This is a genomic window from Nonomuraea sp. NPDC049607 (assembly GCF_040675375.1).
Classification (GTDB): domain Bacteria; phylum Actinomycetota; class Actinomycetes; order Streptosporangiales; family Streptosporangiaceae; genus Nonomuraea.
In genome coordinates, this window is record NZ_JBFAOV010000036.1 from 56,726 (window position 1) to 82,905 (window position 26,180).

27 protein-coding genes are annotated in these 26,180 nt (G+C 74.0%); 6 read left to right on the forward strand and 21 right to left on the reverse strand.

Annotated elements, in window-relative coordinates:
- Positions 1-4: 4 nt before the first annotated feature.
- Positions 5-859: a universal stress protein gene (locus AB0J97_RS42290; RefSeq protein WP_357705631.1), complete on the reverse strand. Its 855-nt coding sequence runs from the start codon at positions 857-859 to the stop codon at positions 5-7.
- 202 nt (positions 860-1,061) lie between these two features.
- On the opposite strand from AB0J97_RS42290, the gene AB0J97_RS42295 reads away from it, so the two are divergent.
- On the forward strand, positions 1,062-1,937 hold the full coding sequence (locus AB0J97_RS42295) for a universal stress protein (protein WP_364100218.1): 876 nt from the start codon (positions 1,062-1,064) through the stop codon (positions 1,935-1,937).
- Positions 1,938-1,952: 15 nt separating this feature from the next.
- Here AB0J97_RS42295 and AB0J97_RS42300 read toward each other — a convergent pair whose 3' ends face one another.
- Positions 1,953-2,558 carry a hypothetical protein gene (locus AB0J97_RS42300; protein WP_364100221.1) on the reverse strand — a complete coding sequence of 202 codons (606 nt, stop codon included), beginning with the start codon at positions 2,556-2,558 and terminating at the stop codon, positions 1,953-1,955.
- Positions 2,559-2,783: 225 nt separating this feature from the next.
- Positions 2,784-3,662 (reverse strand): hypothetical protein, encoded by an 879-nt coding sequence (locus tag AB0J97_RS42305; protein ID WP_364100224.1) that lies wholly within the window; start codon positions 3,660-3,662, stop codon positions 2,784-2,786.
- 134 nt (positions 3,663-3,796) lie between these two features.
- Between AB0J97_RS42305 and ppk2 the strand changes: the two genes are divergently transcribed.
- Both ppk2 and AB0J97_RS42315 read left to right on the forward strand, forming a co-directional pair.
- Positions 3,797-4,591, forward strand: coding sequence for a polyphosphate kinase 2 (gene ppk2 / locus AB0J97_RS42310; RefSeq protein ID WP_364100227.1), 795 nt, complete (start codon positions 3,797-3,799; stop codon positions 4,589-4,591).
- A 123-nt stretch (positions 4,592-4,714) separates the two neighbouring features.
- Entirely contained in the window at positions 4,715-5,905 is a 1,191-nt protein-coding gene (locus AB0J97_RS42315; RefSeq protein ID WP_364100230.1) for a MarP family serine protease, read from the forward strand.
- A gap of 17 nt (positions 5,906-5,922) precedes the next feature.
- On the opposite strand, the gene AB0J97_RS42320 is transcribed toward AB0J97_RS42315, so the two are convergent.
- The 12 genes from AB0J97_RS42320 to AB0J97_RS42375 all read right to left on the reverse strand — a co-directional run bounded on the left by AB0J97_RS42320 (position 5,923) and on the right by AB0J97_RS42375 (position 18,849).
- Positions 5,923-6,480: a hypothetical protein gene (locus AB0J97_RS42320; protein ID WP_364100233.1), complete on the reverse strand. Its 558-nt coding sequence runs from the start codon at positions 6,478-6,480 to the stop codon at positions 5,923-5,925.
- Between the two features lie 112 nt (positions 6,481-6,592).
- Positions 6,593-8,089 carry a carboxylesterase family protein gene (locus AB0J97_RS42325; RefSeq protein ID WP_364100236.1) on the reverse strand — a complete coding sequence of 499 codons (1,497 nt, stop codon included), beginning with the start codon at positions 8,087-8,089 and terminating at the stop codon, positions 6,593-6,595.
- Between the two features lie 128 nt (positions 8,090-8,217).
- Positions 8,218-9,330 (reverse strand): alcohol dehydrogenase catalytic domain-containing protein, encoded by a 1,113-nt coding sequence (locus AB0J97_RS42330; protein WP_357705639.1) that lies wholly within the window; start codon positions 9,328-9,330, stop codon positions 8,218-8,220.
- Positions 9,330-10,247, reverse strand: coding sequence for a DMT family transporter (locus AB0J97_RS42335; RefSeq protein WP_364100240.1), 918 nt, complete (start codon positions 10,245-10,247; stop codon positions 9,330-9,332). The genes AB0J97_RS42330 and AB0J97_RS42335 overlap by 1 nt, the downstream gene beginning before the upstream one ends.
- A 26-nt stretch (positions 10,248-10,273) precedes the next feature.
- A complete protein-coding gene (locus AB0J97_RS42340; RefSeq protein ID WP_364100243.1) occupies positions 10,274-10,885 on the reverse strand; it encodes a glycerol-3-phosphate responsive antiterminator in 612 nt (203 codons plus the stop codon).
- Positions 10,886-10,895: 10 nt separating this feature from the next.
- Positions 10,896-12,449, reverse strand: coding sequence for an FAD-binding oxidoreductase (locus AB0J97_RS42345; protein ID WP_364100246.1), 1,554 nt, complete (start codon positions 12,447-12,449; stop codon positions 10,896-10,898).
- Positions 12,446-14,119: a glycerol-3-phosphate dehydrogenase/oxidase gene (locus tag AB0J97_RS42350; RefSeq protein ID WP_357705643.1), complete on the reverse strand. Its 1,674-nt coding sequence runs from the start codon at positions 14,117-14,119 to the stop codon at positions 12,446-12,448. The genes AB0J97_RS42345 and AB0J97_RS42350 overlap by 4 nt, the downstream gene beginning before the upstream one ends.
- Positions 14,116-15,642, reverse strand: coding sequence for an FGGY family carbohydrate kinase (locus AB0J97_RS42355; RefSeq protein WP_364100250.1), 1,527 nt, complete (start codon positions 15,640-15,642; stop codon positions 14,116-14,118). Before AB0J97_RS42355 ends, AB0J97_RS42350 begins: the two co-directional genes overlap by 4 nt.
- A complete protein-coding gene (locus AB0J97_RS42360) occupies positions 15,639-17,075 on the reverse strand; it encodes an MFS transporter (RefSeq protein WP_364100253.1) in 1,437 nt (478 codons plus the stop codon). Before AB0J97_RS42360 ends, AB0J97_RS42355 begins: the two co-directional genes overlap by 4 nt.
- Before the next feature lie 197 nt (positions 17,076-17,272).
- Complete coding sequence (locus tag AB0J97_RS42365; RefSeq protein ID WP_364100256.1) at positions 17,273-17,770, reverse strand: hypothetical protein; 498 nt, start codon at positions 17,768-17,770, stop codon at positions 17,273-17,275.
- A gap of 98 nt (positions 17,771-17,868) precedes the next feature.
- Positions 17,869-18,414 (reverse strand): GNAT family protein, encoded by a 546-nt coding sequence (locus AB0J97_RS42370; protein WP_364100259.1) that lies wholly within the window; start codon positions 18,412-18,414, stop codon positions 17,869-17,871.
- 36 nt (positions 18,415-18,450) lie between these two features.
- Entirely contained in the window at positions 18,451-18,849 is a 399-nt protein-coding gene (locus AB0J97_RS42375) for a hypothetical protein (protein WP_364100262.1), read from the reverse strand.
- Positions 18,850-19,009: 160 nt separating this feature from the next.
- On the opposite strand from AB0J97_RS42375, the gene AB0J97_RS42380 reads away from it, so the two are divergent.
- The gene (locus tag AB0J97_RS42380) at positions 19,010-19,534 is read left to right on the forward strand and encodes a GyrI-like domain-containing protein (protein WP_364100264.1); all 525 of its coding nucleotides are present in this window, start codon (positions 19,010-19,012) and stop codon (positions 19,532-19,534) included.
- A gap of 5 nt (positions 19,535-19,539) precedes the next feature.
- Here AB0J97_RS42380 and AB0J97_RS42385 read toward each other — a convergent pair whose 3' ends face one another.
- From AB0J97_RS42385 to AB0J97_RS42405, 5 genes are read right to left on the reverse strand one after another with little or no spacing between them, the layout of a single operon-like run.
- Positions 19,540-20,766, reverse strand: coding sequence for a hypothetical protein (locus AB0J97_RS42385; protein WP_364100267.1), 1,227 nt, complete (start codon positions 20,764-20,766; stop codon positions 19,540-19,542).
- Positions 20,763-21,428: an ABC transporter ATP-binding protein gene (locus tag AB0J97_RS42390; protein WP_364100270.1), complete on the reverse strand. Its 666-nt coding sequence runs from the start codon at positions 21,426-21,428 to the stop codon at positions 20,763-20,765. The genes AB0J97_RS42385 and AB0J97_RS42390 overlap by 4 nt, the downstream gene beginning before the upstream one ends.
- Complete coding sequence (locus AB0J97_RS42395) at positions 21,421-21,927, reverse strand: PadR family transcriptional regulator (protein WP_364100273.1); 507 nt, start codon at positions 21,925-21,927, stop codon at positions 21,421-21,423. Before AB0J97_RS42395 ends, AB0J97_RS42390 begins: the two co-directional genes overlap by 8 nt.
- Before the next feature lie 50 nt (positions 21,928-21,977).
- Positions 21,978-22,607: a response regulator transcription factor gene (locus AB0J97_RS42400; RefSeq protein WP_357705653.1), complete on the reverse strand. Its 630-nt coding sequence runs from the start codon at positions 22,605-22,607 to the stop codon at positions 21,978-21,980.
- Positions 22,604-23,707, reverse strand: coding sequence for a sensor histidine kinase (locus tag AB0J97_RS42405; RefSeq protein ID WP_364100277.1), 1,104 nt, complete (start codon positions 23,705-23,707; stop codon positions 22,604-22,606). Before AB0J97_RS42405 ends, AB0J97_RS42400 begins: the two co-directional genes overlap by 4 nt.
- 87 nt (positions 23,708-23,794) lie before the next feature.
- On the opposite strand from AB0J97_RS42405, the gene AB0J97_RS42410 reads away from it, so the two are divergent.
- Positions 23,795-24,499, forward strand: coding sequence for an ATP-binding cassette domain-containing protein (locus AB0J97_RS42410; RefSeq protein WP_364100280.1), 705 nt, complete (start codon positions 23,795-23,797; stop codon positions 24,497-24,499).
- On the forward strand, positions 24,496-25,236 hold the full coding sequence (locus tag AB0J97_RS42415) for a hypothetical protein (protein ID WP_364100283.1): 741 nt from the start codon (positions 24,496-24,498) through the stop codon (positions 25,234-25,236). Before AB0J97_RS42410 ends, AB0J97_RS42415 begins: the two co-directional genes overlap by 4 nt.
- A gap of 26 nt (positions 25,237-25,262) precedes the next feature.
- Here the strand turns inward: AB0J97_RS42415 and AB0J97_RS42420 are convergent, their stop codons facing one another.
- Positions 25,263-26,099 carry an EamA family transporter gene (locus AB0J97_RS42420; RefSeq protein WP_357705657.1) on the reverse strand — a complete coding sequence of 279 codons (837 nt, stop codon included), beginning with the start codon at positions 26,097-26,099 and terminating at the stop codon, positions 25,263-25,265.
- Positions 26,100-26,180 lie beyond the last annotated feature (81 nt).

Here is a 26,180-nt window from a genome sequence, read left to right on the forward strand (position 1 = left end):
TGACTCAGTGGCGTTCGCGGACCACCGCGACGGTGCAGTGCGCGTGATGCAGGACGCCGCGCATGACCGAGCCGAGCACGGCCGAGCCCAGCCCGCTCCTGCCGTGCGATCCGATGACCAGCAGGTCGGCCCGCTCGCCCGCGCCGGCGAGCGTCTTGACGGGATGGCCGCACTGGACGTCCGTGACGACCTTGACCTCGGGGTGCCGTTCCTGCCAGGGGGTGAGCTGTTCCCTGGTGATGCGCAGGTGGCTCTCCCTCAGGGCCTCGATGTCGCAGGAGAAGTCCGGCGCCAGCGCGAACGGCGGCGGCCAGGCGTGCACCGCCCGGAGCATGCTGCCGCGCAGCTCGGCCTGCCGGAAGGCGTAGGCGAGGGCGGGCTCGGCGGCGGGGGAGCCGTCCACGCCGACGGCGACCTCGCCGTACGCGGCGGCGCCTCCGTCCCGTACGACGACCACCGGGCCCGGCGCCTGACCGGCGACGCTCATGCTGACCGAGCCGAGCACGGCCCCGGCGAAGCCGCCCGTCCCCCTGCGCCCGACCACCAGCTCGGCGGCCTCGGACGCCTGCTCCCGGAGGGCGACCGACGCCTTCCCGGCGATGACCCGGGTGCTCACGTCGACCGTGGGCCGGCGTTCCCGGACGATCTCCTCCGCCTGGGCCAGGATCTCCCGCGCGCGTTCCGTCATCGAGCTCTCCCACTCGACGGCGGCGATCTGCGGAACCTGGTACGGCCAGGTCTCCACCACGGACACGATCCGCAACGCGCCCTTCGCCCTGAAGGCGTCGTCGGCCGCCCACGCCACGGCGTCGAACCCGGACGGCGACCCGTCGACCCCCACCACGACCAGCTCAGACATCGCTCATACCTCCCCTACTCATTCAGCCGTCCGGCAGGTGAGCGGACAGGATCGCCCGTCCCAAAACTTGGAGAAGATTGGCGGCCGGAGCGGGCGCGGGCGGCGCCGGGCGGCTTCGCGTCCACGGAACTGGAGGATTCTTCGCCCACTCCTGACTTTGCGGAGACGGGCGCCGAGGAAGATCCACGGCCGGGAGGGCACGATGCCGGGACGGATCATGGTCGGCGTCGACGGGTCCGCGCCGTCGAACGCCGCGCTGGGATGGGCCGCCGACGACGCGGCGCGCACGGGCGCGGAGCTGCGGATCGTGCACGCGCTGGACCGGCAGCCGTACAGCGTCGGCAGGTTCCCCGACTTCGGGCAGTGGAACTACCTGCTGCTGGCGGCGTCCAGGGTGCTGGAGGCGGCGGAGGCGGCGGCCCGTGAGCGGCAGCCGTCCGTGGCGGTGCACGCCGAGGTCGTCGAGGGGACGCCCGCCGCCGTGCTCCAGGAGCAGGCGCGGCAGGCCGACGAGCTGGTCATCGGCAACCGGGGGCTGGGCGGGTTCGCCGGAGCCCTGCTCGGGTCGGTGACCACGCAGGTGGCCGGGCAGGTCAGGTGCCCCGTGGTGGTGGTACGCGCGGACCCGCCCGAACGGGTCGGCGAGGTCGGCGTCGGGATCGACGACTCCGACGTCTGCGGGCCGGCGATCGGCTACGCCTTCGAACAGGCCGAACGGCGGGGCGCGACGCTCCGCCTGATCCACGCCTGGCAGGCTCCCGTGCACGCCTTCGCCCCGGAGATCGCCTTCGACGTGGACGAGGTCCGCGCCGCCCAGACTGCGGTGATCCGTACCAGGACGGCCGGATGGCGGGAGAGGTTTCCCGGGGTGAACCTGGTCGAGGACGTCCAGAGCGCTCATCCGGTCGAGGCGCTCACCGGCGCCCCCTGCGACCTGCTCGTGGTCGGCTCGCGCGGCCGGGGCGCGTTCGGCGCGCTGCTCCTCGGCTCGGTCAGCAGGGGGGTGCTCCACCACGCGCGCTGCCCGGTCGCGGTGGTCCGTCCCGCCGAGGACCCCGGGGGCGGTGGGCCGGGCTGAGGGGGACCGTTGCGGTCAGGGGCTGCGCCGGCGTCCCCAGTCCTCGTCGGCCCGCGCCCACTGGACCTCCCACTCCTGGTACCGCCTCCGGTCCGTCCACCACCGGAACCCCGCGAACCCGCCCAGAGCGGCCAGCACGATCACGGACATGAGCAGCGTCCCGGTCACCACGCCCCTCGTCCGCAGGACCGTGCGGTCGGCGGGCGGCGGCGCCGGGTTTCCGGCGGCGTCGATCCACAACGGGACCGTCGAGCCGGCCTTGGCCACCGCGGGGACCGGCACCGGGCCGCTCCGCACCGCGCCCGAGGACGTCGTCCAGCGCGCCATCGCCCGCTGCCCGCGCACCGGCATCTCGGTGAGGGTCACACGGGCGGCCGGCGCGTCCGCCAGCAACGTCGCCCTGACCTGGTGTCGCCCCGCGGCGTGCGCGCTCTCCTCCTGGAGCGCGCCCTCGTAGGCCAGCCGCCCCGCCAGGACGGCGGGCCAGACGCCCACGAGCAGCACGAGCGCGGTCACCAGCACGGCGACCGACTCCAGCCGGTCGGAACGGCGACGCAGCGGATTGCCGTCGGGACGGTACAGGCGTACACGCCGGGCCAGAAGATCGATCAACGCTTTCAACGGGCACCTCCTTGAAGCACTGTGCGAGTGTCCCGGCGGGGGACGGCAGGGGCGTGTGGCTCTTGACGGGAGGGCTTTCGTCCCGAGTGCGTCATGACGGGACGGACCGGGCGGCCCGGTCGTCCGGATCGCGGAGGGCACGGGGAGAAGGTGCGGTCACACCGCCATCATGAACGAACCCGGGAGATCAACATGGCCGTTCTCCTGGGAAGACACCCGGCTCTCTCAGCCCGGCTCCAGGGAACGGGGGATCGAGTCCGACGGCCCGGCGGGGGTCCCGGTACGGCCCGCCGCGTCGTAGATCTTGACCCACCTGATCGCCGGGAACTGCTTGAGCGTCGGCCTGATCTGGTCGGCGACGGTGAAGGCCGCCCCTCCGCCGTCGACGGGGCCGGTCAGGTAGACCCTGGCGATCCCGTCCCGCACGGTCAGCCTGCTGAAGCCGGTGGCCTTGGAGCCGACGAAGCGCAGCCCGCGCGCCCGCTCGTCCTGGGTCGGGCCGGCGAACAGCCGTCGCAGCGCGCCGAACGCGGTCGCGGGCGGGGCCACCGGGCGGGTCACGGCCGTCGTACGCGGGCTCCGGGCGGTGGTGTCGAGGAAGTGATCGCGTACGGGCACGGTCCGGTAGGACGTGGTCAGGTCGACGACGACCCTGCTGGGGTGGGTGAGCGTGCGGATCCGGTAGGGCACGCGCCTGGCGAGTCCGACGCCGAAAGTGAGCGTGGCCTCGAAGTCGCCGGTGTTGACGACCTGGACGACGCCGGGGAGCGCGTACGTCCGGCGGGTGGGGCCGTAGGTGGTCCGGCCCCGGCGGTCGTGGCCGTCGGCCTGGTCGAAGCGGACCTGGAGCAGGGCGTCGCCGACCGCGCCGACCGTACGCCCGGAGCCGTCGGCGACCAGCCGGGACACGTAGCGGACGTCCTGCCGGGCCGGGACCGGGCCTTGGAACTCGAAGACCAGCCGGTCCAGTCCGGGCAGGTGCGCGGCCCGGACACCCACCAGGACGGGGACGGCGGCCTGCCGCGCGGCCCGCGCGGGTAAGGCCGGCACGCCGGTGACGGTCACCGCCAGGGCGACGGCGAGCAGGGAACGGATCGGGGACATGGTCATCATCTCTTTCCCGTGGTCGAACCTGGTCCCAGACTGACGCGTGCGGCCGTGGGGCGACACCGCCGGACGTCCTGAACTCCGTGACCTTCCGCCCTCCCGGAAGGGGCCGGCTTCTAGAATCCGCAGGCATGGGGACTGACAGGTTGCGCCGCAAGCCGTACGAGAAGGAACTCCTCCGCCTCCAGCAGGAGCTGGTGGAGCTGCAGGAGTGGGTGCGGGCCGAGGGGCGGCGCGTCGTGGTGATCTTCGAGGGCCGGGACGCCGCGGGCAAGGGCAGCACGATCAAGCGGGTCGCCGAGTACCTGAACCCCCGGGTGGCCAGGATCGCCGCGCTGCCCGTGCCGACCGGGCGGGAGCGGTCGCAGTGGTACTTCCAGCGGTACGTCGAGCACCTGCCGGCCGCGGGGGAGATCGTGCTGTTCGACCGGAGCTGGTACAACCGGGCCGGGGTCGAGCGGGTGATGGGCTTCTGCACGCAGGAGGAGTACACGCGTTTCCTGCACCAGTGCCCGATCTTCGAGAGGCTGCTGGTCGAGGACGGGATCCTGCTGCGGAAGTACTGGTTCTCGGTGAGCGACGCCGAGCAGGAACGGCGCTTCCGCGACCGGCTGGAGGACCCGATGCGCCGGTGGAAGCTGTCGGAGATGGACCTGGAGTCGATCACCAGGTGGGAGGAGTACTCCCGGGCCAAGGACGAGATGCTGGTGCACACCGACATCCCCGAGGCCCCCTGGTACGAGGTGGAGAGCGAGGACAAGCGGCGGGCCAGGATCAACATGATCGCGCACCTGCTGTCCACGATCCCCTACCGGCGGGTGGAGCGGTCGCCGCTGGAGATCCCGCCGCGGCCGCCCGCCACCGGTTACCGGCGTCCGCCGCGCCGCCCGGACGGGTACGTGCCCGACGTCACGGCCGGGCTCTGATCGGGGGCTGTCACGTTGCCCGGCGCGCCGGGCCGGCCCTTCCGCGAGGGCGGGTGGATCAAGGAAAGCTGCCGTACCGGATGGAATGCTCCCTTGTCGGGGAAAAGGTGATTGTCTTTCCTTGTGCCTGGTGATCTGCTCGACGTCGTCCTGGTCGTCATGGTGATCGGCTTCGGTGTCGCCGGGTTCAGGCAGGGGTTCGTCGTCGGGGTGGCGAGCTCGATCGGGTTCGTCGCCGGATGCGTGCTGGGGATCGCCGTCGCCCCCGCGGTCGCGGACGCGCTCGTGACCGGCGACATGCCGCAGACGGCCCTGGCGGTCGTCATCGTGTTCCTGATCGCGCTGGCCGGGCAGTTCGCCGCGTCCACGCTGGGGGTGCGGTTACGCACGTACATCCGGGGCGAGCCGGCCCTGATCCTGGACTCCGTGGGTGGCGGGCTGGTCAACGCCGCGTTCGTCCTGGTGGTCGCCTGGCTGGTGGGCAGCCTGCTGGTGTCCGGCCCGTGGGCGCTGGCGGTGGAGCAGATCCGCGGCTCGGCGCTGCTGTCCACGATGGACGAGGCGGTGCCCGAGGCGGCGCGGGACTGGCAGCGGCCCTTCAAGCAGTTCGTCGACCGGTCGGACTTCCCGCCGGTGCTCGACGCCATCGCCGGGATGAGCACCGCCCGGGTGCCGCCGCCGGACGTGGCCGTGCTGCGCAGCCCGGCGCTGCGGCAGGCGCGGACGGGCATCCTCCAGGTCCAGGGGACCGCCACCTCCTGCGGCAAGCGCATCACCGGCACCGGCTTCACGTACGCGCCCGACCACATCATGACCAACGCGCACGTCGTGGCGGGGGTGGACACGGACCTCCAGGTCGTCGACCACCAGCAGCGGCCGCACCCGGCACAGGTCGTCTGGTACAACCCGCGGCGGGACATCGCGGTCCTGTACGTCCCGGGGCTCGGGCTGCCCCCGCTCACCTTCGGGCCCCAGGCGCGGGAGGGCCAGGACGCGCTGGTCGCCGGATACCCGAACGGCGGCGGGTTCACGCCGGAACCCGCCCGCGTCGCGATCCGGCAGCGGGCCGGCAGCCCCGACATCTACCGGGCCTCGAAGGTGACCAGGGAGGTCTACCAGGTCAGAGGCAAGATCCAGCAGGGCAACTCCGGCGGCCCGCTGCTGGCCGTCGACGGCCGGGTGCTGGGCGTGATCTTCGCCGCCGTCGCCGGCCAGGTGGAGACCGGCTACGCGCTGACGGCCGCCGAGGTCGCACCCGACGCCCGCCAGGCGGCCACGGCCACCAACCCGGTCAGCACCCAGGCCTGCGACTGACCGCCGGGGCCCGCCGGTCAGTACGAGACCGTGGCGTACTGGTAGACGGTGTCGCCGTTCTCGTCGCCGAAGTGCCTGCGGCCGGTCATGATCTCGCCCGGGTTCGCCTTCGACTCGTGCCTGCTCTCCTTGTACGTCTGCGACCAGCGCTTGTTCACCAGCGTCACGGGCCTGCCCTGCCAGGTGAGCAGCGCGAAGTAGGCCGAGGTGACGCCGTTCTCGTCCCCGTCGTGCTCGCGGCCCACCAGGGCGTTGCTCTCCGGCCCCTCGAACCACGAGTAGGTCTCGGTGGCGACCTCCTGGTGGTGGGCGGTGGACACGGCGACCTGCTCGGTGCCGATCCAGATCCGGCCGCACCAGTACGTCGTCCAGCCGTTCTCGTCCCCGTTGTGGGACCGGCCGATGAACACCTCGCCGGCCGGGCAGAAGAACTTGCTGTCGTTCTCCCGGATCGTCGCGGAGTACCCCTCGACGATCTGGACGGACGGCTTCGCCGCCGCGGGCGCGGCGGGAGCCAGGGTCAGGGCCAGGACAGCGGACGCCGCAGCGGCAAACGCCTTCTTGTACACGGTCACCTCAGGTCAGTCGATCTCGCCGGTTCTCCGGCACGACGGACACGATCGCCCAGCCTGGTGCAGTCCCACTTGGAAGTGACCTGTGACCGACAAGATCCGCAGGCCAGGGCGGTCACGTCCGCAGCGGCAGCGGGTCGAAGGCGTGCCCGGCCCACAGCGCACGGGACACCTCCTCCGGATACGCCGCCGTGCCCGGCTCGGTGTCGATGATCCAGGCCCGCCGGTCGCGCGGCTCGTACGCCGGCCAGCCCGGGTCGCCGGTCGCGGCGAAGGAGGTCCACGCCGCCCGGACCCGGGCCGACAGCTCGGCGGCGTCCGGGGGCGGCTCCTGGCCGAGCAGCAGCCCGGCCGCGCCCTCGGTCAGGTTGCCGAACGTCAGCGGCAGGCCCAGCCCGTGGCAGGCCCCCAGGGTCCCGCCCATGCCGGGGGCCGGCCAGGTCAGCTCGTACAGGTGGGCCCGGCCGTGCCTCAGGCGGGCCTCGGCCAGCCGCAGCGACGGCATCCGGAACAGCCAGTCGGAGTGCACCAGCTCGTACAGCCGTTCCTCGTCGGCCTGCGGGTGGGCGGCCCGGTAGGCCGCCGGGTCGGGGGCCAGCGTCCGCAGCGCGGTGGCCGTCTGCTCGGCGGTGACCTGGCCGAGGTCGCCGGCGAGGGCCATGAACAGCCGGTACTCGTCGCGGTTGTGGCCCACGACCAGCTCGACCCCGGGCGCGGCCCCGTCCGCCAGTGCCCGCCACGGCGTCGCGGGCAGCACCTCGCCGTCCACGACCGGCGCGAACGGCGTGCGGACGTGCGCGGCGAGCCCCCATCGCGGGTTGCCGCCCATCCTGGCGGCCACCGCGTCGCCCGCCCCGATCAGCTGCTCCGGCGACAGGCGGGCCAGCTCGTCGGCGTGCGGCGGCAGGCCCAGCTCGCCGGACACCGCGGCGGCGAGGTCGGCGGCCAGCTCGGGGGTGAAGAACAGGGCCGGCACGCTCTGCGCGATCGCCCGGCGGAACAGGCCGGCCCCGCCGGGCATGGTCATCAGCGCCGCGGCGCTCCCGGCGCCGGCGGACTCGCCGAAGACGGTCACCCGGTCCGGATCGCCGCCGAAGGCCGCGACGTTCTCGCGCACCCAGCGCAGGGCGGCCACCTGGTCCAGCAGGCCGCGGTTGGCGGGCGCGCCGCGGAAGAGGCCGAAGCCCTCGGCGGAGACGCGGTAGTTGACGGTGACCACGACGACGCCGTCCCGGGCCAGCGCGCGGCCGTCGAAGAGGGGGTCGCCGGACCAGCCGTACATGTAGCCGCCGCCGTGGAGCCACACCATCACCGGCAGCCGGGCGGCGCCCGGGTCGGGGGTCCACACGTTGGCGGTGAGCCAGTTCCCGTCCGTGCCCGGCTTGCCGGACGCGCCCAGCAGCCTGGACTGCGGCGGCGGCGGGCCGAACCCGGCGGCCTCGCGCACCCCGTCCCACGCCTCGGCCGGCTCGGGGGCGGCCAGACGCAGGCCGCCCACCGGCGGGCGGGCGTACGGCACGCCGCGGAAGACGGCCACGCCGCCCTCCAGCCGTCCGCGCAGCCGGCCCGTGCTCACCGTGACCTGCGGGCGATCGCCTTCGACGGCGCTCATGGCACGCTCCTCATCCGGGGGGCCGGCTCTCACGGCCGTGCGCGGCCATCCTCACCCCGGCGACGGTTCCGCCGCACCTCGTTTGTTCGCGCACCCCGTACGGGCCACGTGAGGACGGCGTGCCGCCCTCACGCGTCGAAGACGATCAGCTGGCGCAGGGCGGCGCCCTCGGCGAGCTGGTCCATCGCCTCGTTGACGGCCGCCAGGCCGATCCGGGCCGAGACCAGCCGCTCCACCGGCAGCCGGCCCTCGCGCCACATCCGGGCGAACACCGGGATGTCGCGGGCGGGCAGCGCCGAGCCCAGGTAGCTGCCGACGATGCTGCGCCCGCCGGCCACCAGCGCGAGCGGCGAGATCGAGGCGCGGGCGCCGGGTGCGGGCAGCCCCACGCTGACGGTGCGGCCGCCGGGGGCCGTCGCGTTCACCGCCGTCTCGAACGCCCGCGCGTTGCCCGCCGCTTCCACCACGACGTCCGCCCCGCCCGGCAGATCGCCCGGCAGGTCGGCGGGGCCGTACACCTCGTGCGCGCCCAGCTCGCGGGCGGTGGCGAGCTTGGCCGGGTTGGCGTCCACGCCGATCACCCGGACGCCGTCGAGGGCCAGCGCGGTGAGCAGCGCCGCCATGCCCACGCCGCCGAGCCCGACGACCGTGACCGTCTGCCCGGGGCGCGGCCTGCCGACGTTGAGCACCGCGCCCCCGCCGGTCAGCACGGCGCAGCCGAGCAGGGCGGCGACCTCGGGCGGCACGTCGGCGTCCACGGGGACGACCGAGCGCCGGTCCACCACCACGTGGGTGGCGAACGCCGAGACCCCGAGGTGGTGCAGCACCGGCAGGCCGTCCCTGCGCTGACGGACCGCGCCGCTCAGCAGGGTGCCGTCGTTGTTGGCGGCGCTGCCCGGGACGCACGGCGTGACGCCCTCGGTGGCGCAGCCGTCGCAGCCGCCGCACCGGGGCAGGAAGGTCATCACGACCCGCTGCCCAGGGGCGAGGTCGTCGACGCCGGGGCCCGTCCGCTCCACCACGCCCGCCGCCTCGTGGCCGAGCAGCATGGGCAGGGGACGCGTCCGGTTGCCGTCCACCACCGACAGGTCCGAGTGGCACACGCCCGCCACCTCCACCCGTACCAGCAGCTCGCCCGGCCCCGGCGGGTCGAGTTCGAGGTCGCAGACCGACAGGGGCCGCGAACCGGCGTAGGGCCGGGGCCGGCCGATCTCCTCCAGAACCGCGCCGCGAATGCGCATCAGTTCGCCCTTCTTCGTGTCGAGAGGTTGGCCAGCAGCACCCCGCAGCCGCCCAGGACGAGCCCGGCGACGGCGAGCGGGGGCAGCGGCTGCCCGGCCAGCGACCAGGCCAGCACGGCGGTCACGGCCGGGGTCAGGAAGAACACCGTGCTCACCCGGCTGGCCGGTGAGCGCAGCAACATCCGGTTGAGCAGGATGAACGCCGCGATGGAGTTGACCAGCGCCATCCAGCCGATCGACAGCCCGAAGGCCGTCCAGTCCGACACCCGTACCGGGCCGAGGGCCAGGCAGGCCAGCCCGGCGGCGGGGGCGCTGACGAGCAGCTGCGTCGCGGTGCCGCTCAGCGCGTCCATGCGGGGGGCGTACCGCTGCTGGTAGAGCGTGCCCGCGCTGAGCCCGGCCAGACCGAGCAGGCACAGCGCCACCCCGGACGCGGACAGGTTGATCCGGTCGGCCACCGCCAGCACCACCCCGGCCAGGCCGAGCGCGAACCCGGCCCACTGCCCGGCGCCGACCCGCTCGCCCAGCACCCGGCCGACCAGCAGGATGACCACCGGGTTCAGCCCCTGGACCAGGGACACGACCGCGGCCGGCAGGCCCGCGCCGAGCGCGCTGTAGAAGGCGCCGAACTGCACGGCCTGGATCAGCAGCCCGGCCACGGCCACGTGCGCCAGGGCCCGGCCCCGGGGCCACGGCACCCGCCTGACCAGCGCGTACGCCCCCAGCAGCACCCCGGCGACGGCGAACCTGCCGAACATCAGCAGCAACGGCGGCGCCGCCCTGACCCCGGGGATGCCCGCGATGAACGCGCTGCTCCACAGGACGACGAACACCGCGGGCGCCACCGGCCACCGCCTCCCGGCGCCCCGGACGGGCACCGTGGGGGCGGCGGTCTCCCGCAGGCGGGCAGGCGTCATCGCATGGTCCTTCCGGGTGAGAGGGATCAGGAGGCGCGCAGGGCCGAGCGGCGCAGCCCCCACAGCTCCTCATCGGAGGTGCACACGCCGACGGCCCCGTGCCGCAGCGCCTCCACCACGTCGTCGGCGCTCTGGACGAACCCCGCGGCCAGGCACGGCACCCCGACCGCCCTGACCTGCCGCTCGACGTGCCGCAGCACCATGGCCGGCATGAGCTGCACCAGGTCGGGGCGCGACCGCGTGATGGACTGCATGCTGCGCCGCAGGTTCGACCGGTCGGTCACGAACACCTTCTGCATGGTCAGCAGCCCGAGCCCGGTGGCCCGCTCGATCATCGCCTGCCGCGTGGAGACGATCCCGACCGCGCCGATGCCCTGCAGGTACGTCAGCGCCCCGGGGTCGTGCCCCAGGCCGGGGGTCGAGTCGATGTTGACGAACGCGATCTTCTGGGCGGCCACCGTGCGCTTGACGGTGGCCGCCAGGTCGGCGAGCGGGATCGAGGCCAGGATGCCGAGCGGCGTGGGGGAGGAGGTGAACCGCTCGACCATCTCCACCCCCACCAGCGACGCGGCGACGGGATGCTCGGCCAGCGCGGCGAGCAGGCGCCGATCCAGCGGGCCCTTGTGGCGAGAGTTCACCGCATCCACCTTAGTGCGCCGGGTTTTCGAAGGACGCGGGCAGGCCCAGCTTGCCGGGGTTCATGATGCCCCGCGGGTCGAGCGCCTGCTTGACCGCCACCAGCGTGGGGTAGCCGCTGCCCAGCGCGTCCCGCATGTACGGCGAGCGCAGCAGGCCGACGCCGTGGTGGTGGCTGATCGCCGCGCCGTGCTTGACGAGCACCGCGGCGGCGGCGTCCCAGGCGGCCCGGTACCAGGCGCGCCGCTGGTCGCGTTCGACGTCGCCGCGCAGGGAGAAGTACAGGCACGCGCCGTCGGTGTAGGCGTGCGACTGGTGGGCCGAGGCGCGCAGCGTGCCGGGGACGGCCTCGACGGCGGCCACGACCTCGTCGTACAGGGCGGGCAGCGCGGACCACGGCCCGGCGATCTCGCAGGTGTCGGAGACGAACCCCGGCCCCCGGACGAACCCGTCGGCGGCCTTGCCGACGATCATCCGCTCGTCCAGCCAGCGGGCGAAGACGGCGTCGCCGTCCAGCGTCACCGACGCGCGTTCGGCGCAGACCTCGGCGGCCACCTTCATGACGGCGTCGACCAGCACCGGGTCGCCCTCGTCGGCGATGAGCAGCAGGTTGGTGCCGGGCTCGCCGAAGTGGGTGCCGCTCTCGTGCCGGTCGTACAGGCGCAGCGCGGCCGGAGTGGCGCCGCGCTGCAGGATCTCCCGGCACGCGTCGAGCCCGGCGGCGAAGGTGTCGAAGCCGTAGGCGATGCCCTTGGCGTAGTCGGGCAGCCGGTGCGTACGCAGCCGCAGCCGGGTGATCACGCCGAGCGTGCCCTCCGAGCCGATGAACAACTGCCGCAGGTCGGGGCCCACCGCGGCCCGGGGGTAGGTGCCGTAGCTGGCCGTGGTGCCGTCGGGCAGCACGACGTCCAGCCCGACCACCATGTCCTCGATCTTGCCGTAGCGGGTGGAGAGCTGGCCCGCGCCGCGGCAGGCGGCCCACCCGCCGACGGTGGAGATGGCGAACGCCGACGGCCAGTGGCCGGTGGTGGCGCCGTGCGTCTCCTGCAGCTCCTTCTCGAACAGGTCGCCGAACATGCCCGCCTGCACCTCGACGATCATGGACTCGGCGTCGAAGGACAGGATGCGGTTGAGCCGGCACACGTCCAGCACGACGCCGCCGTGCACGGGCAGCGCGGCGCCCAGCACGTTGCTGCGGCCGGCCGAGACGGTCAGCGGGAGGCGGTGCTCGTGGCAGATCCGCACGACGGCGGCCACCTGCTCCTCCGCGTCCACCTCGACGACGACCGCCTCCGGCGTGGCCGGGCGGCCGTCGGTCTCGCCGATGGAGGTGCCCGCCCACCAGTCGCGGGTGCGCAGGATCACCTCGTCCCGCTCGGTGTGCACGGCGGCGGCGACCGCGCGCAGCTCGGCGACCACGCTCTCGGGGACCGGCACGACCTGGTCCTGGAGACTGGCCGGGCCCGTCCCCGGCGGGCAGTCGGCGGCCCAGCGCGGCGGGGTGGGCGCGCCCACGACGTAGTCGCCGCGGTTGAACGGATGGGTGACGGTCTGCCTGCTGATCATGAAAGTCCCTCCATCAGAACGCTCTTCTCGCGGTCCACGCCGCGTACGTAGTCCTCGACCTGCCTGGCCACCTCGTCGTCGGAGAGGCCGAGCTCGCGCTGGAGCAACCGGCCCACCTCCGGAGCCGCCTCGACCGACAGGTCGCGGGCGAAGACCCGCATCCGGGTGCGCCGCGACAGCACGTCGTCCACGTTCCTGGCCAGCTCGCAGCGGGCCGCGTAGACCACCTCGGCCCGCAGGTACTCGCTGCCCTCGACGACCGGCCCGGCCAGCGACGGGTCCTCGGTGATCAGGTCGGCGACGAACCGGGCCTCGGTGCCGTACCGCTCGCCCAGGTGGGCGCCGAGCCCGCCGGTCGCGGTCGTCGCCTCGGCGTCGTAGCCGGCGCCGCCGAGCAGCGGCAGCCGCGCGGTGCGGCAGCGCGCCTTGCGGCCGAGCACCTTCAGCGCCTCGTCCACCGCCAGCTCGCCCATGTGCCTGCTGGTGGTCAGCTTGCCGCCGGTGACCGTGACCAGGCCGAAGCCGTCGGTGATGATCCGGTGGTCGCGGCTCATGTCGAGCGTGGCGCCCTCCTTCTCGCCGACCAGCGGGCGCAGCCCGGCGATCGAGCCGATCACGTCGTCCGGGGTGAGGTCGGCGTCGAAGGCGGTGTTGGCGCCGTCGAGCAGGTACTGCATCTCCTCGCGGGTGCACAGCACCTCGTCCGGCGAGCCGTCGTAGTCGGTGTCGGTGGTGCCGACCACGACCACGTCGCCCCAGCGGGTGCAGGTGGCGCGGCGGGCCCGGCCGGGCACCGGGACGGTCACCGTGCCGTCCACCGGCAGCCGCGTCCACGGCACCACGATGTGCACGCCCTTGGCCGGACGCACCCGCGGGCGGTGTGCCGGGTCGGACAGCGCGTCCAGGGTGTCGGTCCACACGCCGGTGGCGTTGACGACGACCCCGGCGCGCACCTCGACCGTGCGGCCGTCCACCTCGACGCGGGCGCCGCGCACCCGGCCGCCCTCCTTGACCAGCTCGCGGCAGGTGGCGCCGTTCAGCACGGTGGCGCCGAAGTGGGCGGCGGTCCTGGCGATGGTCAGGGTCAGGCGGGCGTCGTCGGTGCGGCTGTCGTAGTAGAGCAGGCCGCCCTTGAGCCGGTCGGCGCGCAGGCGCGGCGCCCTGGCCAGCACCTCGGCCACGCTGAGCCGCTGGTGCAGCCGGCCGATGCGCCAGCCGCCCGCCAGGTCGTAGGTCCACAGCAGGCCCTCGAACGCCTTGGCGATGCGCGCGTCGAAGACGCCGTCCTGGGCGAGGATCGGCAGCACGAACGGCAGCCGCCGCACCAGGTGCGGCGCGTTGCGGCGGAAGCGCTGGCGCTCCAGCAGCGAGCGGCGCACCAGCGGCAGGTTGCCCTGCTCGATGTAGCGCAGGCCGCCGTGCACCATCTTGGAGGACTTGGAGGAGGTGCCCGAGGCGAAGTCGTCGCGCTCCACCAGCGCCACGCTGAGGCCGCGGGTCGCGGCGTCCAGCGCGGCGTAGCAGCCGGTCACGCCGCCGCCGACGACGAGCACGTCCACCGGCCTGGCGGCCAGGCGCTCGATCTGCGCCTGACGGTCAAGCCGCAGCGGGGTGCGCCGGATGGCGCTCCTGGTCTCCGATCTGGGCTTGCGTTCTGGAAGCCGGATCACGAGGGGGATTCCTCCTGTTGGTACGAGATGTGCCGGGCGAGCAGGTCGCGCCAGGCGGCACGGGCCTCCTCGCGGGCGGCGTCGGGCAACGTGGGCTCGAAGACGGGGACGTCGCCGAGCCCGGCGAGGGCGGCGGGCAGGTCGGTCCAGAGCCCCGCGCGCACGCCCCCGAGGTAGGCGGCGCCGCGCAGGCTGGCCGTCTCGTTGGCGCGGGCGCGGCGGACCGGCCGCCCGACGAGGTCGGCCTGGCTCGCCATCAGCACGTCGCTGCTGGCCAGCCCGCCGCCGCAGAACAGATCGGTGACCGGCGCGCCGAGCGCCTGCTCCACCCCGTCGAGCAGGTCGCACACCGAGTGCGCGATGCCCTCCAGGATGCCCCGGGCCAGCTCGGCCCTGGTGGTGGACAGGCTGAGCCCGGTCAGGACGCCGGTGGCCTCGGGCGACCAGACCGGGGTGCGCATCCCGGCCAGCGCGGGCAGGAAACGCACCCGGCTCGGCCCGGGATGCTCGCGGGCCAGCGCGGTCAGCTGGGCGGGCGAGTCGAACAGCCCGATCTCCTCGCACAGCCAGCGCACCGCCGAGCCGGTCGTGGCGGCGTAGCCCTCCAGGCTGAACACCGCCGCGCCGCGCGAACGCCAGCCGACGAGCGTCAGCACGCCCGGCACCGCGCGGCGATGCGCGGGCGGCCGGTCGCCGGCGACGGCGTCCAGGAACGTTCCCGTGCCGTGCACGCACATGGCCTGGCCGGGCCGGTGCGCGCCGAGCGCGATCATCGCGGCGTGCTGGTCGCCCATCACCGACAACACCGGCAGCCGTACGCCGAGCACCGACGGGTCGGTGTGGCCGTAGTCGCCGTCCTCGTCCAGGATGCGCGGGAGCACGTCGCGGGGGCAGCCGAGGAAGTCCGCCCACGGCTCGTACCAGTCGCCGGTGCGCAGGTCGTAGGCGCCGGCGGCGACCGCGTTGGTGGCGGACATGACGTGCCGCGCGCCGCCGGTGAGCCGCCACACCAGCCAGGTGTCGACCGACCCGAACGCCACCCGTCCCGCCTCGTGCGCCCGGCGCGCGGCCGGGTCGTCGCGCAGCACGTCGGCGGCCCACAGCAGCGGGGCGCGCGAGCCGACCGGCCGGCCGGTGTGCTCGACCAGGCGGGCGTCCCAGGCGGGTTCCCATTCCCGCAGCCGGGCGGCGTACCGGCGGTCCTGCCAGACCACGGCCGGGGTGAGCGGCTCGCCGGTGACGGTGTCCCACAGCAGCACGGTGGCGCGCTGGGTGGCGATCGACACGCCGGTGACCTCGACGTCGTGCGCCCGGGCCCACTCCAGCGCCTCGGCGCAGACCTGGGCGGTCTTCGTCCAGATCTCCATGGCGTCCTGCTCGACCCGCAGGTGGTCGGGGGAGTGGACCGAGATGGGCCGGTAGGCGGGCGGGGCGGCGGCGCCGTCGTCCAGGACGACCGCGGCGCGGGTGCCCGTGGTGCCCTCGTCGATGCTGAGAATCCCTCGTCGGGTGCGGCCGGTCATCGGCGCCCGTCCCTCTTCGGCAGCGCGATCTCCTCCTCCTCCAGGTTGACCGCCACGCGGGTGGGGTCCCACTTGATCAGCAGGCAGGTGACCAGGCCGGCCAGCGGCACCACCGACAGCACCATGAGGCTGGCGCCGACCCCGATGCCCGCCTGGAGCTGCGGGAACAGGTACAGGCCCGCGACCGAGCCGAGGCTGCCGAGCATGCCGGTCACGCCGGTGCCCAGGGTGCGGATGTCGCTGCGGTAGGACAGCGCGGCGATCGACTTGCCGTTCGGGCCCGGTCCGGCGGAGTGGAAGAAGATGAACAGCACCGGCAGCAGCGCGGCCAGCGCGACCGGCAGCTCCTTGAACGTCGCGCCCATCACCAGCAGGGCCACGAACACCACCGCGTACCCGGCCATCGAGCTGATCCGCAGGCCGAGGCGCCGGCCCGTGTAGGCGGCCAGGCAGCCGCCCACGATGCCGACCGCGTTGAACGCCATCGACCCGATCGTGGCCTTCTCGAACTCCTTGCCGAACAGCTCCAGGCTGATCACCGGCAGGTACCAGCCGACCGCGAAGTACTGCATGGCCTGGGTGAGCGAGATGACCGTGGACAACATCGTGCGCGGCAGGTACGGCTTGCGGAACAGCACGCCCGCGTCACCGAACCCCACCTGCCGCCCCTGCTCGGCCGCGCCGCCGGCCTGCCGGGTGTCCTCCTGGACGGCGAAGCCGTACATACGGCGCAGGGCGGCGGCGGACTCGCGCAGGCGTCCCTTGGCGGCCAGCCACGTCGGGCTCTCCACCAGGAACATCAGCTGAAGGATCAGCAGCACGACGGCGAAGGCGGCCGAGGAGCCCACCGACCAGCGCCAGATGTCCGCGCCCACGTCGAAACGGTAGAACACGAGCGTGAGCAGCAGGTTCGTGGTCGTGGCGGTGTACCAGACGCCTTGCCAGAAGTTGAGCCTGCCCTTGAGCGTGGACGGGGTGTACTCGGCCAGCAGGGCCATGGCCACCGCGAAGTCGATGCCGTACGCGATGCCGACCAGGCCGCGGCCGGCGAAGACGGTCTGGAAGTCCGAGCCCGCCGCGGTGAGCAGCGCGCCGAGCGCGAACACCACCTTGGTCAGCAGCAGCGGCTTGACCCGGCCGATCCGGGCGGCCAGCCAGCCGCCGAACGGGTTGGAGATGATGGCGATGGCCGGCGCCATGGCGGTGAGCACCCCGACCTGGCCCGGCGACAGGCCGAGCTGCTTGACCATGGGGGACAGGCCGGCGCCCAGGGCCGCGTTGGAGTAGGCGTCCAGGAACAGGCCCGCCAGGGCGAGGAACCAGATCCAGTTCGCCCGCCCGGTCAGCCTCGTCAGGGTGTTGATGACGTCGGCCGCGTCTCCGGCGTTGCGGATCGGCGTGGTGGAGGTGTTCTGCACGGGGGCGTCGCTCATGCCCGGCCGCCTTTCAGGGGGGTGTGATCCCTTGCCAGCGGTCCGGATACGACAAAGGCACAGACGAAGACCACTGACAGGGATGTCTTCGTCTGTGCCTGCCGATTGACGGGACACTATGTGCCCGTTGTCCGGTATGTCAAGCAGTCACTGTCGTATCGCCGCAGCTCGCACGCCCTGCCCGGCGCACCGGCCGGTCAGGAGTACCTGATCTCCCACCAGGCGCTGGTGCACGACCACTTGCCCGCGGCCTTCACGCAGGCGCGGAACTTGCGGCCCGCCGGGGCGTCCACCGCGTACGACGTGACGCTGCGGCGTCCGCCGCCCCTGACCACCGCGTGGCAGGCGTGGTAGGTGCGGCCCCCGTCGTCGGTCCAGTCGATGGAGATCCGGTCGCCGGAGCGCAGGCTGGTGCCCCATGCCCACCACACGTTCCGGCCGCGGTAGATGCCGTCGGCCTCGTACAGGTAGACCATGCCGCGGCGGCCCTTCGCCTTCGTCATGCGGTGCCAGGTGTTCCTGGCCACGTCCCGGCTCACCCGCAGCCGCGCGCCGCACGAGTAGTTGATCGGCCCGGCGGCCTGCGTCCGTGTCGCCTGCCGGGCGTCCTGCGCGGACGCGCCGGCGGGCGAGGCCGAGGTCAGGACGCCGCCGGCCACGATCGCGGCCACCACCAGGGCGTGAAGCTTGCGCATGTGCTCCCCCTTGTTGCGAGATCTTGTGATCGCAACGTAGGAGCACCGGTGTTGAAGATCTGTTGAGCCAGTGTTGATCTCTGCCCGGCGGACGCCGGTCAGGCGCCGCCGTCCGGGGCGGTGGCCTCCCGGTTCCCGTCCAGGTCGGCGCGGACGATGCCGTACATCACGCCGTCGCGCCACTCGCCCGCGCGGAAGCCGCACCCGCGCAGCACGCCTTCGCGGGTGAACCCGGCCTTCTCCAGCGCCCGCTGCTCGGCCACGTTGCCCAGCTCGGTGGTCGCCTGCACCCGGTTCACCGGCGAATGGTCGAACAGGTAGCGCACCAGCAGCTGCTGCGCCCGCGTCCCGTGCCCCTTGCCGCGGAAGCCGGGCGCCACGATCAGGCCCATCTCCCAGCAGTACGACACCCGGGAGGTGAGCTGCCTGCGCCACGACACGAGCCCCGCCCGCTCCTGGCCGGAGGCGATCACGAGGATGCCGCCGTCGTCGCCGAGCAGCCCGTTGTCGTCCCAGCGGCGGCGCAGGCGGTGGGGGTCCTGCCAGCCGTACCACTGGTACTCGCCGCTGCTCTCCGGGTCGCCGATCAGCCGGGTCAGGAACGCCAGGTCGTCCTCAAGGGCGGCACGCAGTTCGATCGTCATGATCGTGACACTATGCGCTGTATGTGACCCGCGCTCTCAGTCGCCGGCGGGCGGGACGGCACGGAAGGCGAGCACCGCCGCGGCGAGCAGCAGCACCCCGCAGACGCCCTGCTCGGCGACCATCCAGCTCGGCAGCGGCAGGAACAGCAGCACGCCCACCACCGCGACGAGGATCACGACGAGCACGATGCGCAGGCGCAGGAGCGCCCGGTCGCCCCCGTTCTGGGCCCGGCGCGCGAAGGCGAAGGTGAGGACGGACGTCGCCGCCACGATGACGCCGCGCCCCCATGCCTCGGGGGTGACGAGCGACGGCGCGACGGCGGAGAAGACGGCGATCGCCACGACGGTCAGCAGGCTGAGCGCGGCGTAGGCGGATATCAGGACCTTGGCCGTGTGCAGGCCGGGCAGCGCGGCCGGAGAGTTCGGCGTGGTCATGGGACATCCTCCGGATCTGTGGGGGTGGAGCCGGTCGGACGGCGCGCGGAGGCGATCGGGGGCAGGAGCACTCTGCGCACCCCGCCGTCGCTGACTGGACTCTCCCCCATTGGGAGACCCCACGCTAGGGGGATTCCCCCGAGATCTACCCGGAGAATCGATGACCCCGCGACTGATCCACTGCGCCCCCGTCACCTGTCTCAACGTCACGGGCATGGGAGAGCCCGGCGGCGCCGAGCACGTCTCGGCCATCGGCGCCCTGTACGCCGTGGCCTCCGCCATGGGCGGCCCCGCCGGGCCGCTGGAGGGGCGCTGGTGGGTGGAGGACACCTCGCTGCCGCCGCTGGAGACGCCCCGCGACCGGTGGCGCTGGCATCTGCTGCTGCCGTTGCCCGAGACGCCCGAACCCGGGGCGGCCGAGGTGGCGCGTGAACGGACGCGGGCGTCCGGGGCGGCCGTGGACCGGGTCGTGGTCGTCACCTTCACCGAGGGCGAGTGCGTGGAACTGCTGCATGAGGGGCCCTACAGCGAGGAGAAGAGATCGCTGGAGGTGATGGAGGCGTTCATGGCCGAGCACGGTCTGGAGCCCAGCGGGCCGCACCACGAGATCTACCTGACCGACTTCACCGCCCCCGCCCCCAGGACGTTGCTCAGACAGCCGGTCGCCCGCCGCCCGTCAGCGTAGCCGGATCACGCCCGCGCCTCGGGACGCAGCGCGCCGCGCAACAGGGGACGGGCCGCCAGGGCGACGACCACGGCGGCCAGCACCCCGACGCCCGCCATGAGGACCGCCCTGGTGATCGCCCACGCCAGCGCCTCGACGGGGTAGACGTCCACCACGGTCAGAACCACCACGGCGACCCCCGAGACGGCCGCCACCACGCAGACCGGCAGCGCCGCGACGACCGCCTGCCGCACGAGCACCCCGCCCAGCGCCCGTTCCGGCACCCCGGCGGCGGACAGCGCGGCCAGCGAGCGGCGCAGGTCGATCAGCTCCTCCGCCTGGTGCACCACCAGCGCGACCGCCGAGGTCGTCAGGGCCAGCAGGAGCGCGACGTCCACCAGGGCGTGGGCCTGGGAGTAGCCGACGGGGGCCTGCTGGGCCCCGGCCGCCGCGCCGAAGAACACCGTCAGGCTCACCACGGACAGGGCCCTGGCCCACGCCCGGGGGTCGGCCTCGACCAGCCGCGCGGCCAGCAACGCCTCCGGCGACCGGGCCCGCCGGCCGGTCCGGCGGGCCGACAGCCCGATCAGCCAGGTCGTGGCCAGGGTCAGCCCGAACAGCATCATGACCAGCCCGGCCGCCATGGCCAGCACGGACCCGTACGGACCGGCCAAGGGGAAGCGGCCCTTCAGCCAAGCCCCCAGAACGTAGAGGCCGATGCCTGCCGCGAGGAGGAGCAGGTCCCGCACGCGCGGCCCCCGCACGCGCGCCCGGCGGGTCACTCCCAACGGGGAGACGACGACGTCCCGCCCGGCGCGCGCCCCCGACACGACCCCGCCGTACGTCACCAGGGCCACGACCACCGGCACCTGCGGCAGCGGGCCGCCGAGGTGGGTGACCACGTAAAGTGCGCCGCCCGCCAGCGACCCGGCCAGCGTCAGCAGGCCGCCCTCCAGGGCGCCCAGCCGCCGTACGTCGCCCGGTGTCGCGCCCGCCAGCCGCAGGGCGGCCAGCCGTCGTTCCCTGGTGGCCGAGGCCAGCCGGTTGGCCTGGTGGACCAGGCCGGCGACGGGCACCGCCAGCAGGGTCAGTGCGAGCCCCGTCAGCGAGCCGCCCTCGTCCTCGACGTCGGCCAGGCTGACGGCCGTGCAGACCAGGAACGTCGCCACCGCCGCGCCCGTCCCCACCAGCCAGGCGCGTACGCGCTCGGCCCGCGAGCGGCCCCTGTTCAACATCAGCAGTACGGCGATCATCGTTCCACCCCTGCCAGCACCGCTCCGTCGCGCAGGGGGATCTCGCGGTCGGCGTAGGCGGCCACCCGGTTGTCGTGGGTGACCAGGACGACCGCGGCCCGGCCGGCGCGGGCCGCGCCGAGCAGCGCGCCCATCACCTGCTCGCCGCCGAGCGTGTCCAGGGCCCCGGTGGGCTCGTCGGCGAAGACCACGCGCGGTCCGGTCACCAGCGCCCGCGCGATGGCGACCCGCTGCCGCTGCCCTCCGGACAGCTCGCCGGTGCGCTGCCCGGCGCAGTCGGACACCTCCAGCCGGGCCAGCCACTCGGCCGCGGCGGTCATCGCCTCCTGCCTGCCGTGCCGGTTGAACAGCAGCGGCAGCGCGACGTTCTCCGCCGCGGTCAGCTCGGGCACCAGCTCGCCGAACTGGAAGACGATCCCGAAGCTCTCGCGTCGTAACCTGGTCAGGTCGTCCTCGGGCAGGGTGTCGATGCGCCGGCCGTCGAGGACGACCTCGCCGGACTCCGGCCGGACGACCCCGGCCAGGCAGTGCAGCAACGTCGACTTGCCCGCGCCGCTCGGCCCCGTGATCGCGACGACCTCGCCCTCCGCGATCTCCAGGGAGACGCCGTTCAGCGCCCTGGCGCCGCCGAACAACTTGCTCAGGCCCCTGGCCTCAAGCATCGTGGTCCTCCTTCATCCGCGCGAGCGCGGTCTCGATCCAGCGCAGGTCCGCGTCCAGGTGCTGGAGCGCGTAGTCGGCCGCCAGCACCTGGGCGGCCCCGCCGGACGCCTTCTCGGCGGTCAGCTCCCGCATGCGGGCCAGGTGTGCCTCGCGTTGCCGCACGAGATAGCCGTCGGCGGCCTTCCCCGCGACGGCGACCCGGGCGAACAGCGGGCCGGCGACGTACGGCGCCGACGGTTCGACGGTGTTCAGCCACCGGTCCAGCTCCGCCCGGCCGGAGTCGGTGATCGTGTACAGGGTGCGTTCGGGGCCGCCCTCCTGCCGGGTCTCGGCCACCTCCGCCAGCCCGTCGCGTTCCAGGCGTTGCAGGGTGGCGTAGACCTGCCCGTACGCCAGGGGTCTGGCGCCGGCGAGACGGTGGTCGTGCTCCTTCTTGAGCTCATATCCGTGTTTCGGCCGCTCGGCGAGGAAGCCGAGCAGCACGTGGCCGGTTGACATGATCACGACTATACATTCAATGAATAGTCGCGCGGCCGGGAACGACGCCCTCAGACGAGCCGCGCCTCGTAGGCGGCGATGACCAGATGCACGCGGGTACGGGCGCCGAGTTTGGTCAGCAGGCTGCTGACGTGCGTCTTGACCGTGCTCATGCTGACGAACAGGGTGGCGGCGATCTCGGCGTTCGACAGGCCCCTGGCCACCAGGACGAGGACCTCGCGCTCGCGTTCGGTGACGTCCAGGCCGTCCGCCGTCGACGGCGGACGCACGTGGCGCTCGACCAGCCGCCGCGTCGCGCTCGGCGCCAGCAGCGACTCGCCGGACGCGACGACGGCCATGCTCCTGATCAGCTCGGCCGGGGGCGTGTCCTTGAGCAGGAAGCCCGCCGCGCCCGCGCGCAGCGCGCCGTAGACGTACTCGTCGAGGTCGAAGGTGGTCACGATGAGCACGCGGGTCTCCGGCAGGTCCGCGCAGATGCGGCGGGTGGCCTCGATGCCGTCCATCTCCGGCATGCGCACGTCCATCAGGACCAGGTCGGGACGTTCGCGGGCGGCCGCCGTCACCGCCTGCGTGCCCGTCGCGGCCTCGCCGACCGCCCGGAACCCCGGCGCGGAGTCGACCAGCCGCCGGAAGCTCGCCCGGATGAGCACCTGGTCGTCGGCCACCAGAACCCTGATCACAGCGGCAGCCTCGCCCGCACCCGGAAACCGCGCACGGGACGGGCGCCCGCCTCGAACTCGCCGCCGAAGACGCGCACCCGCTCGCGCAACCCGGTCAGGCCGTGCCCGTCGGGGCGCGCCCGGCCGCGCGTGCCGTCGTCGGTGACCTCCACGGTCAGCTCGTCCGCCCGGCGCTCGACGCGAACGACGGCGTGCCGGGCGCCGGCGTGCTTGAGCACGTTGGTCAGCGCCTCCTGGACGATCCGGTACACCGTCGGCTCCATCTCCCCGTTCACGGCGCCGTCGATGGACAACTCCACCTCCAGGCCCGCCGCCCTGGTCCGCGCGACGAGCGTGCCCAGGTCGGCCAGGCCGGGAGCGGGCGCGAGCTCGGCCTCGCCGTCCTCGCGCAGCACGCCGAGCAGCTGCCTGGTCTCCCGCAGGGCCGACCTGCTGGTCTCCTCGATCGAGGCCAGCGTGCGGCCCATCTCCTTCGCCTCGCCCACGTGCCCCGCCACGCCCGCCTGCACGGCGATCGTGCTGAGGCTGTGGCCGATGACGTCGTGCAGCTCCCTGGCGATCCGCAGCCGCTCCGCCACGGCCTCGGCGCGGGCCCGCTCCTCCGCCTGCGCGGCGAGCTGCCCGGTGTAGAGGTTGCGCTGGCGTACGGCCGTGCCGGCGGCCCAGGCGGCGAGCAGGATCGCCAGCGCCAGCCCGAGCCGGTCGCGGACCGCGTCCGTCAGCGGGACCTCCGCCACGCCCTGCGCGGCGACCGCGCACGCCACCAGCAGCGGCAGCACGGCCCTGCTCCGCGTGGCCAGCGTGTACAGCGCGAGCGGCAGGCAGAGCAGCTCGGCGTGGGGAAGCAGGAACTCCCGCATGCCGAGCCCGCCCAGCAGGACGACCACGAACACCGGCCCCGGCCACAACCGCCTGACCGCCACGGGAAGGCCCGCCGCCAGCGCCGCCACGAGGTCCGGCACGCCCGGCTCGGACGGGTTCCGCGACCAGGTGAGCCCGGCGTAGGCGAGCGTGACGATCAGCGCGACGGCGGTGTCGACGGAAACCCAGCCCCAGGCCGGCACCCGGCTCAGCAGAGGAGGACGGATCTGTTGGCGCACGGTACGAACCTAGCCCGGCGCCCCCGCCGCCCGTATCGGTCTCAGGACCGATGCGCGCCGGACGGGCGGCCGTGGAGGGTGAAGGGCATGATCGAAGTCAACGGACTCACCAAACGCTTCGGGCGGACCCTGGCGGTGGACGACGTCACCTTCACGGTCCGGCCCGGCCGCGTCACCGGCTTCCTCGGCCCCAACGGCGCGGGCAAGACCACGACCATGCGCGTGCTCCTCGGCCTCGAACAGCCCACCGCCGGACGGGCCACCGTGAACGGCCTGCCCTACCGGGACCTGGACCGCCCCCTCACCCGGGTCGGCGCGCTGCTGGACGCGTCGGCGGTGCAGGGGGGCAGGCGCGCCGAACAGCACCTGTGGTGGCTGGCCCGCTCCAACGGCCTGGCCCGCGCCCGCATCGGCCCCCTGCTGGAGCTCGTGGGGCTCGGCGGGATGGGCGGCAGGCGCGTCGGCGGGTTCTCGCTGGGCATGAAGCAGCGGCTCGGCCTGGCCGCGGCGCTGCTCGGCGACCCCGAGGTGCTGGTGCTGGACGAGCCCGCCAACGGGCTCGACCCCGAGGGCATCCGCTGGATGCGCGGCCTGCTCAGGTCGCTGGCCGCCGAGGGCCGCACCGTGCTCGTGTCCAGCCATCTCATCAGCGAGATGGCGGTCACGGCCGACCACCTGATCGTCCTGGCCGGGGGCAGGCTGCGTGCCGACGCCGGGCTCGGCGAGCTGGCCGGGCAGGGCGTCTCGCTGGAGGAGGCGTTCATGGAACTCGTCGGAAGGGGCGAGCGGTGAACGCCGTCGCGGCCGAGTGGATCAAGTTGCGGACCCTGCGCTCGACCTGGTGGGCGCTCGGCGTCGGGGTGCTGGTGTCGCTCGCGCTCACCGTGCTCGGCGCCGGCACCGTCATCTCGCGCTGGGACCCCGGCCGTACGGCCGACCAGGCGGCCATGGGGGTCGTGGTCGCCGTGTACGTGGGGGTGGTCCTGGCCCAGCTTCCACTCGGCATGCTGGGCGCGATGACCGTCAGCGGCGAGCGCGCGTCCGGCATGATCGACATCACGTTCGTGGCGATGCCGTCGAGAGGCCGGGTGCTGGCGGCCAAGGCGGTCGTGCTGGGCGGCGTCGCGGTCGCCGGCTCGCTGCTCATCGCGGTGCCCGGCTATCTCTACGGGCGGTCCGTCGCCGCCGGGTTCCACCCGTCGTGGCTGCCCGCCGGCTCGTGGACGATCGTCGCCGGCGGCACCCTGATGATCGTGGTGACCACGCTGCTCGGGCTGGCGCTCGGCGCGATCCTGCGCAACGGCGCCGTGGCGACGGCGGCGCTGGTGGCGATCGTCCTGGTGCTGCCGTTCGTCGCCCGCATGCTGCCGGGCGGCGAGGTGGTCAACCGGGTCCTGCCCGCCTTCCCGGCTCTCCAGCTGATCGAGCAGGTGCCGGACGTCATGCCGACGTGGGCGGCGTTCGCCGTGCTGGCCGGGTGGGCGGTGGTCCCGCTGGCCGTCGCCGTGGTCGTCAACTCGCGCTCCTGACGCCCGTGAACGGCCGGGCGCCCTGCTCAGGGCAGGGCGAGGAGGCTGACCGCGACGGCGGCGGCGCCCAGGCCGACGAGCTGGCCGCGGTGGATGCGTTCGGCCAGCACGCCGCGGGCGAGCAGGACCGTGCCGGCCGGGTAGAGGGCGGTGATCACGGCCACGACGGCCAGGTCGCCGCTGCGGGAGGCGAGCAGGAACAGCAGGTTCGCCACCGAGTCCAGCACGCCCGCGGTGGCCGACAGCGCGTACGCGGGCCGCTCGGAGCCCAGCCGGCGGCGCAGCAGCCCGGCCGCGGTCAGGGTGACCGCCGAGGAGACCGCGCGGCCGACGATCAGCGGCGCCACCCCGCTGTCGGACGGCGCCTGGTGCAGGAAGACGAGCTGGAGCGCGATCGCCGACCCCGCGCCGAACGCCAGCAGCAGCGCCGTGCGCGACGGACGCGCCGAGCCCCCGCCGTGACCGGCGCTGACGAGCACGACCGCCACCAGCGCGAGCGGCAGCCCCACCAGCCCGGCGGCGGACAGGTGCTCGCCCTGGAGCAGGCCCACGGCGACCGGCAGCGCGGCCGAGACCAGCGCGGTCACCGGCGACAGCACGTTCATCGGGCCGATCGCCAGGGTGCGGTAGAGCAGGGCGAACACGGCGGCCGAGGCCACCCCCGAGGCCGCGCCCCAGCCGAGCGCCGCCGGGCTGAACGACGCGCCGAGCATCGGCCACAGAAGCAGCTCGACCACGAGGCTGGCCGGGGCCGCGACCATCACGGTACGCAGCACATGGGCCCTGCGGGCGCCCAGGCCGCCGAGGAAGTCGGCGCAGCCGTAGGCGAGCGAGCTGCCCAGGGCCAGCAGCAGAGCGATCACGACACCTCCCGTGCCTTCAGCGGAACGACCAAACAGTACAGTAGAATGACCGCAGCATGCCAACGGACCGACCGCGCAGTA

Coding starts and splice junctions, on each gene's coding strand:
- AB0J97_RS42290 (WP_357705631.1), bottom strand. CDS start 859: ATGTCTGAGCTGGTCGTGGTGGGGGTCGACGGGTCGCCGTCCGGGTTC.
- AB0J97_RS42395 (WP_364100273.1), bottom strand. CDS start 21,927: ATGTCAACCGGCCACGTGCTGCTCGGCTTCCTCGCCGAGCGGCCGAAA.
- ppk2 (WP_364100227.1), top strand. CDS start 3,797: ATGGGGACTGACAGGTTGCGCCGCAAGCCGTACGAGAAGGAACTCCTC.
- AB0J97_RS42345 (WP_364100246.1), bottom strand. CDS start 12,449: ATGATCAGCAGGCAGACCGTCACCCATCCGTTCAACCGCGGCGACTAC.
- AB0J97_RS42385 (WP_364100267.1), bottom strand. CDS start 20,766: ATGATCGCCGTACTGCTGATGTTGAACAGGGGCCGCTCGCGGGCCGAG.
- AB0J97_RS42365 (WP_364100256.1), bottom strand. CDS start 17,770: ATGCGCAAGCTTCACGCCCTGGTGGTGGCCGCGATCGTGGCCGGCGGC.
- AB0J97_RS42375 (WP_364100262.1), bottom strand. CDS start 18,849: ATGACCACGCCGAACTCTCCGGCCGCGCTGCCCGGCCTGCACACGGCC.
- AB0J97_RS42360 (WP_364100253.1), bottom strand. CDS start 17,075: ATGAGCGACGCCCCCGTGCAGAACACCTCCACCACGCCGATCCGCAAC.
- AB0J97_RS42355 (WP_364100250.1), bottom strand. CDS start 15,642: ATGACCGGCCGCACCCGACGAGGGATTCTCAGCATCGACGAGGGCACC.
- AB0J97_RS42370 (WP_364100259.1), bottom strand. CDS start 18,414: ATGACGATCGAACTGCGTGCCGCCCTTGAGGACGACCTGGCGTTCCTG.
- AB0J97_RS42295 (WP_364100218.1), top strand. CDS start 1,062: ATGCCGGGACGGATCATGGTCGGCGTCGACGGGTCCGCGCCGTCGAAC.
- AB0J97_RS42390 (WP_364100270.1), bottom strand. CDS start 21,428: ATGCTTGAGGCCAGGGGCCTGAGCAAGTTGTTCGGCGGCGCCAGGGCG.
- AB0J97_RS42330 (WP_357705639.1), bottom strand. CDS start 9,330: ATGCGCATTCGCGGCGCGGTTCTGGAGGAGATCGGCCGGCCCCGGCCC.
- AB0J97_RS42305 (WP_364100224.1), bottom strand. CDS start 3,662: ATGTCCCCGATCCGTTCCCTGCTCGCCGTCGCCCTGGCGGTGACCGTC.
- AB0J97_RS42410 (WP_364100280.1), top strand. CDS start 23,795: ATGATCGAAGTCAACGGACTCACCAAACGCTTCGGGCGGACCCTGGCG.
- AB0J97_RS42380 (WP_364100264.1), top strand. CDS start 19,010: ATGACCCCGCGACTGATCCACTGCGCCCCCGTCACCTGTCTCAACGTC.
- AB0J97_RS42335 (WP_364100240.1), bottom strand. CDS start 10,247: ATGACGCCTGCCCGCCTGCGGGAGACCGCCGCCCCCACGGTGCCCGTC.
- AB0J97_RS42325 (WP_364100236.1), bottom strand. CDS start 8,089: ATGAGCGCCGTCGAAGGCGATCGCCCGCAGGTCACGGTGAGCACGGGC.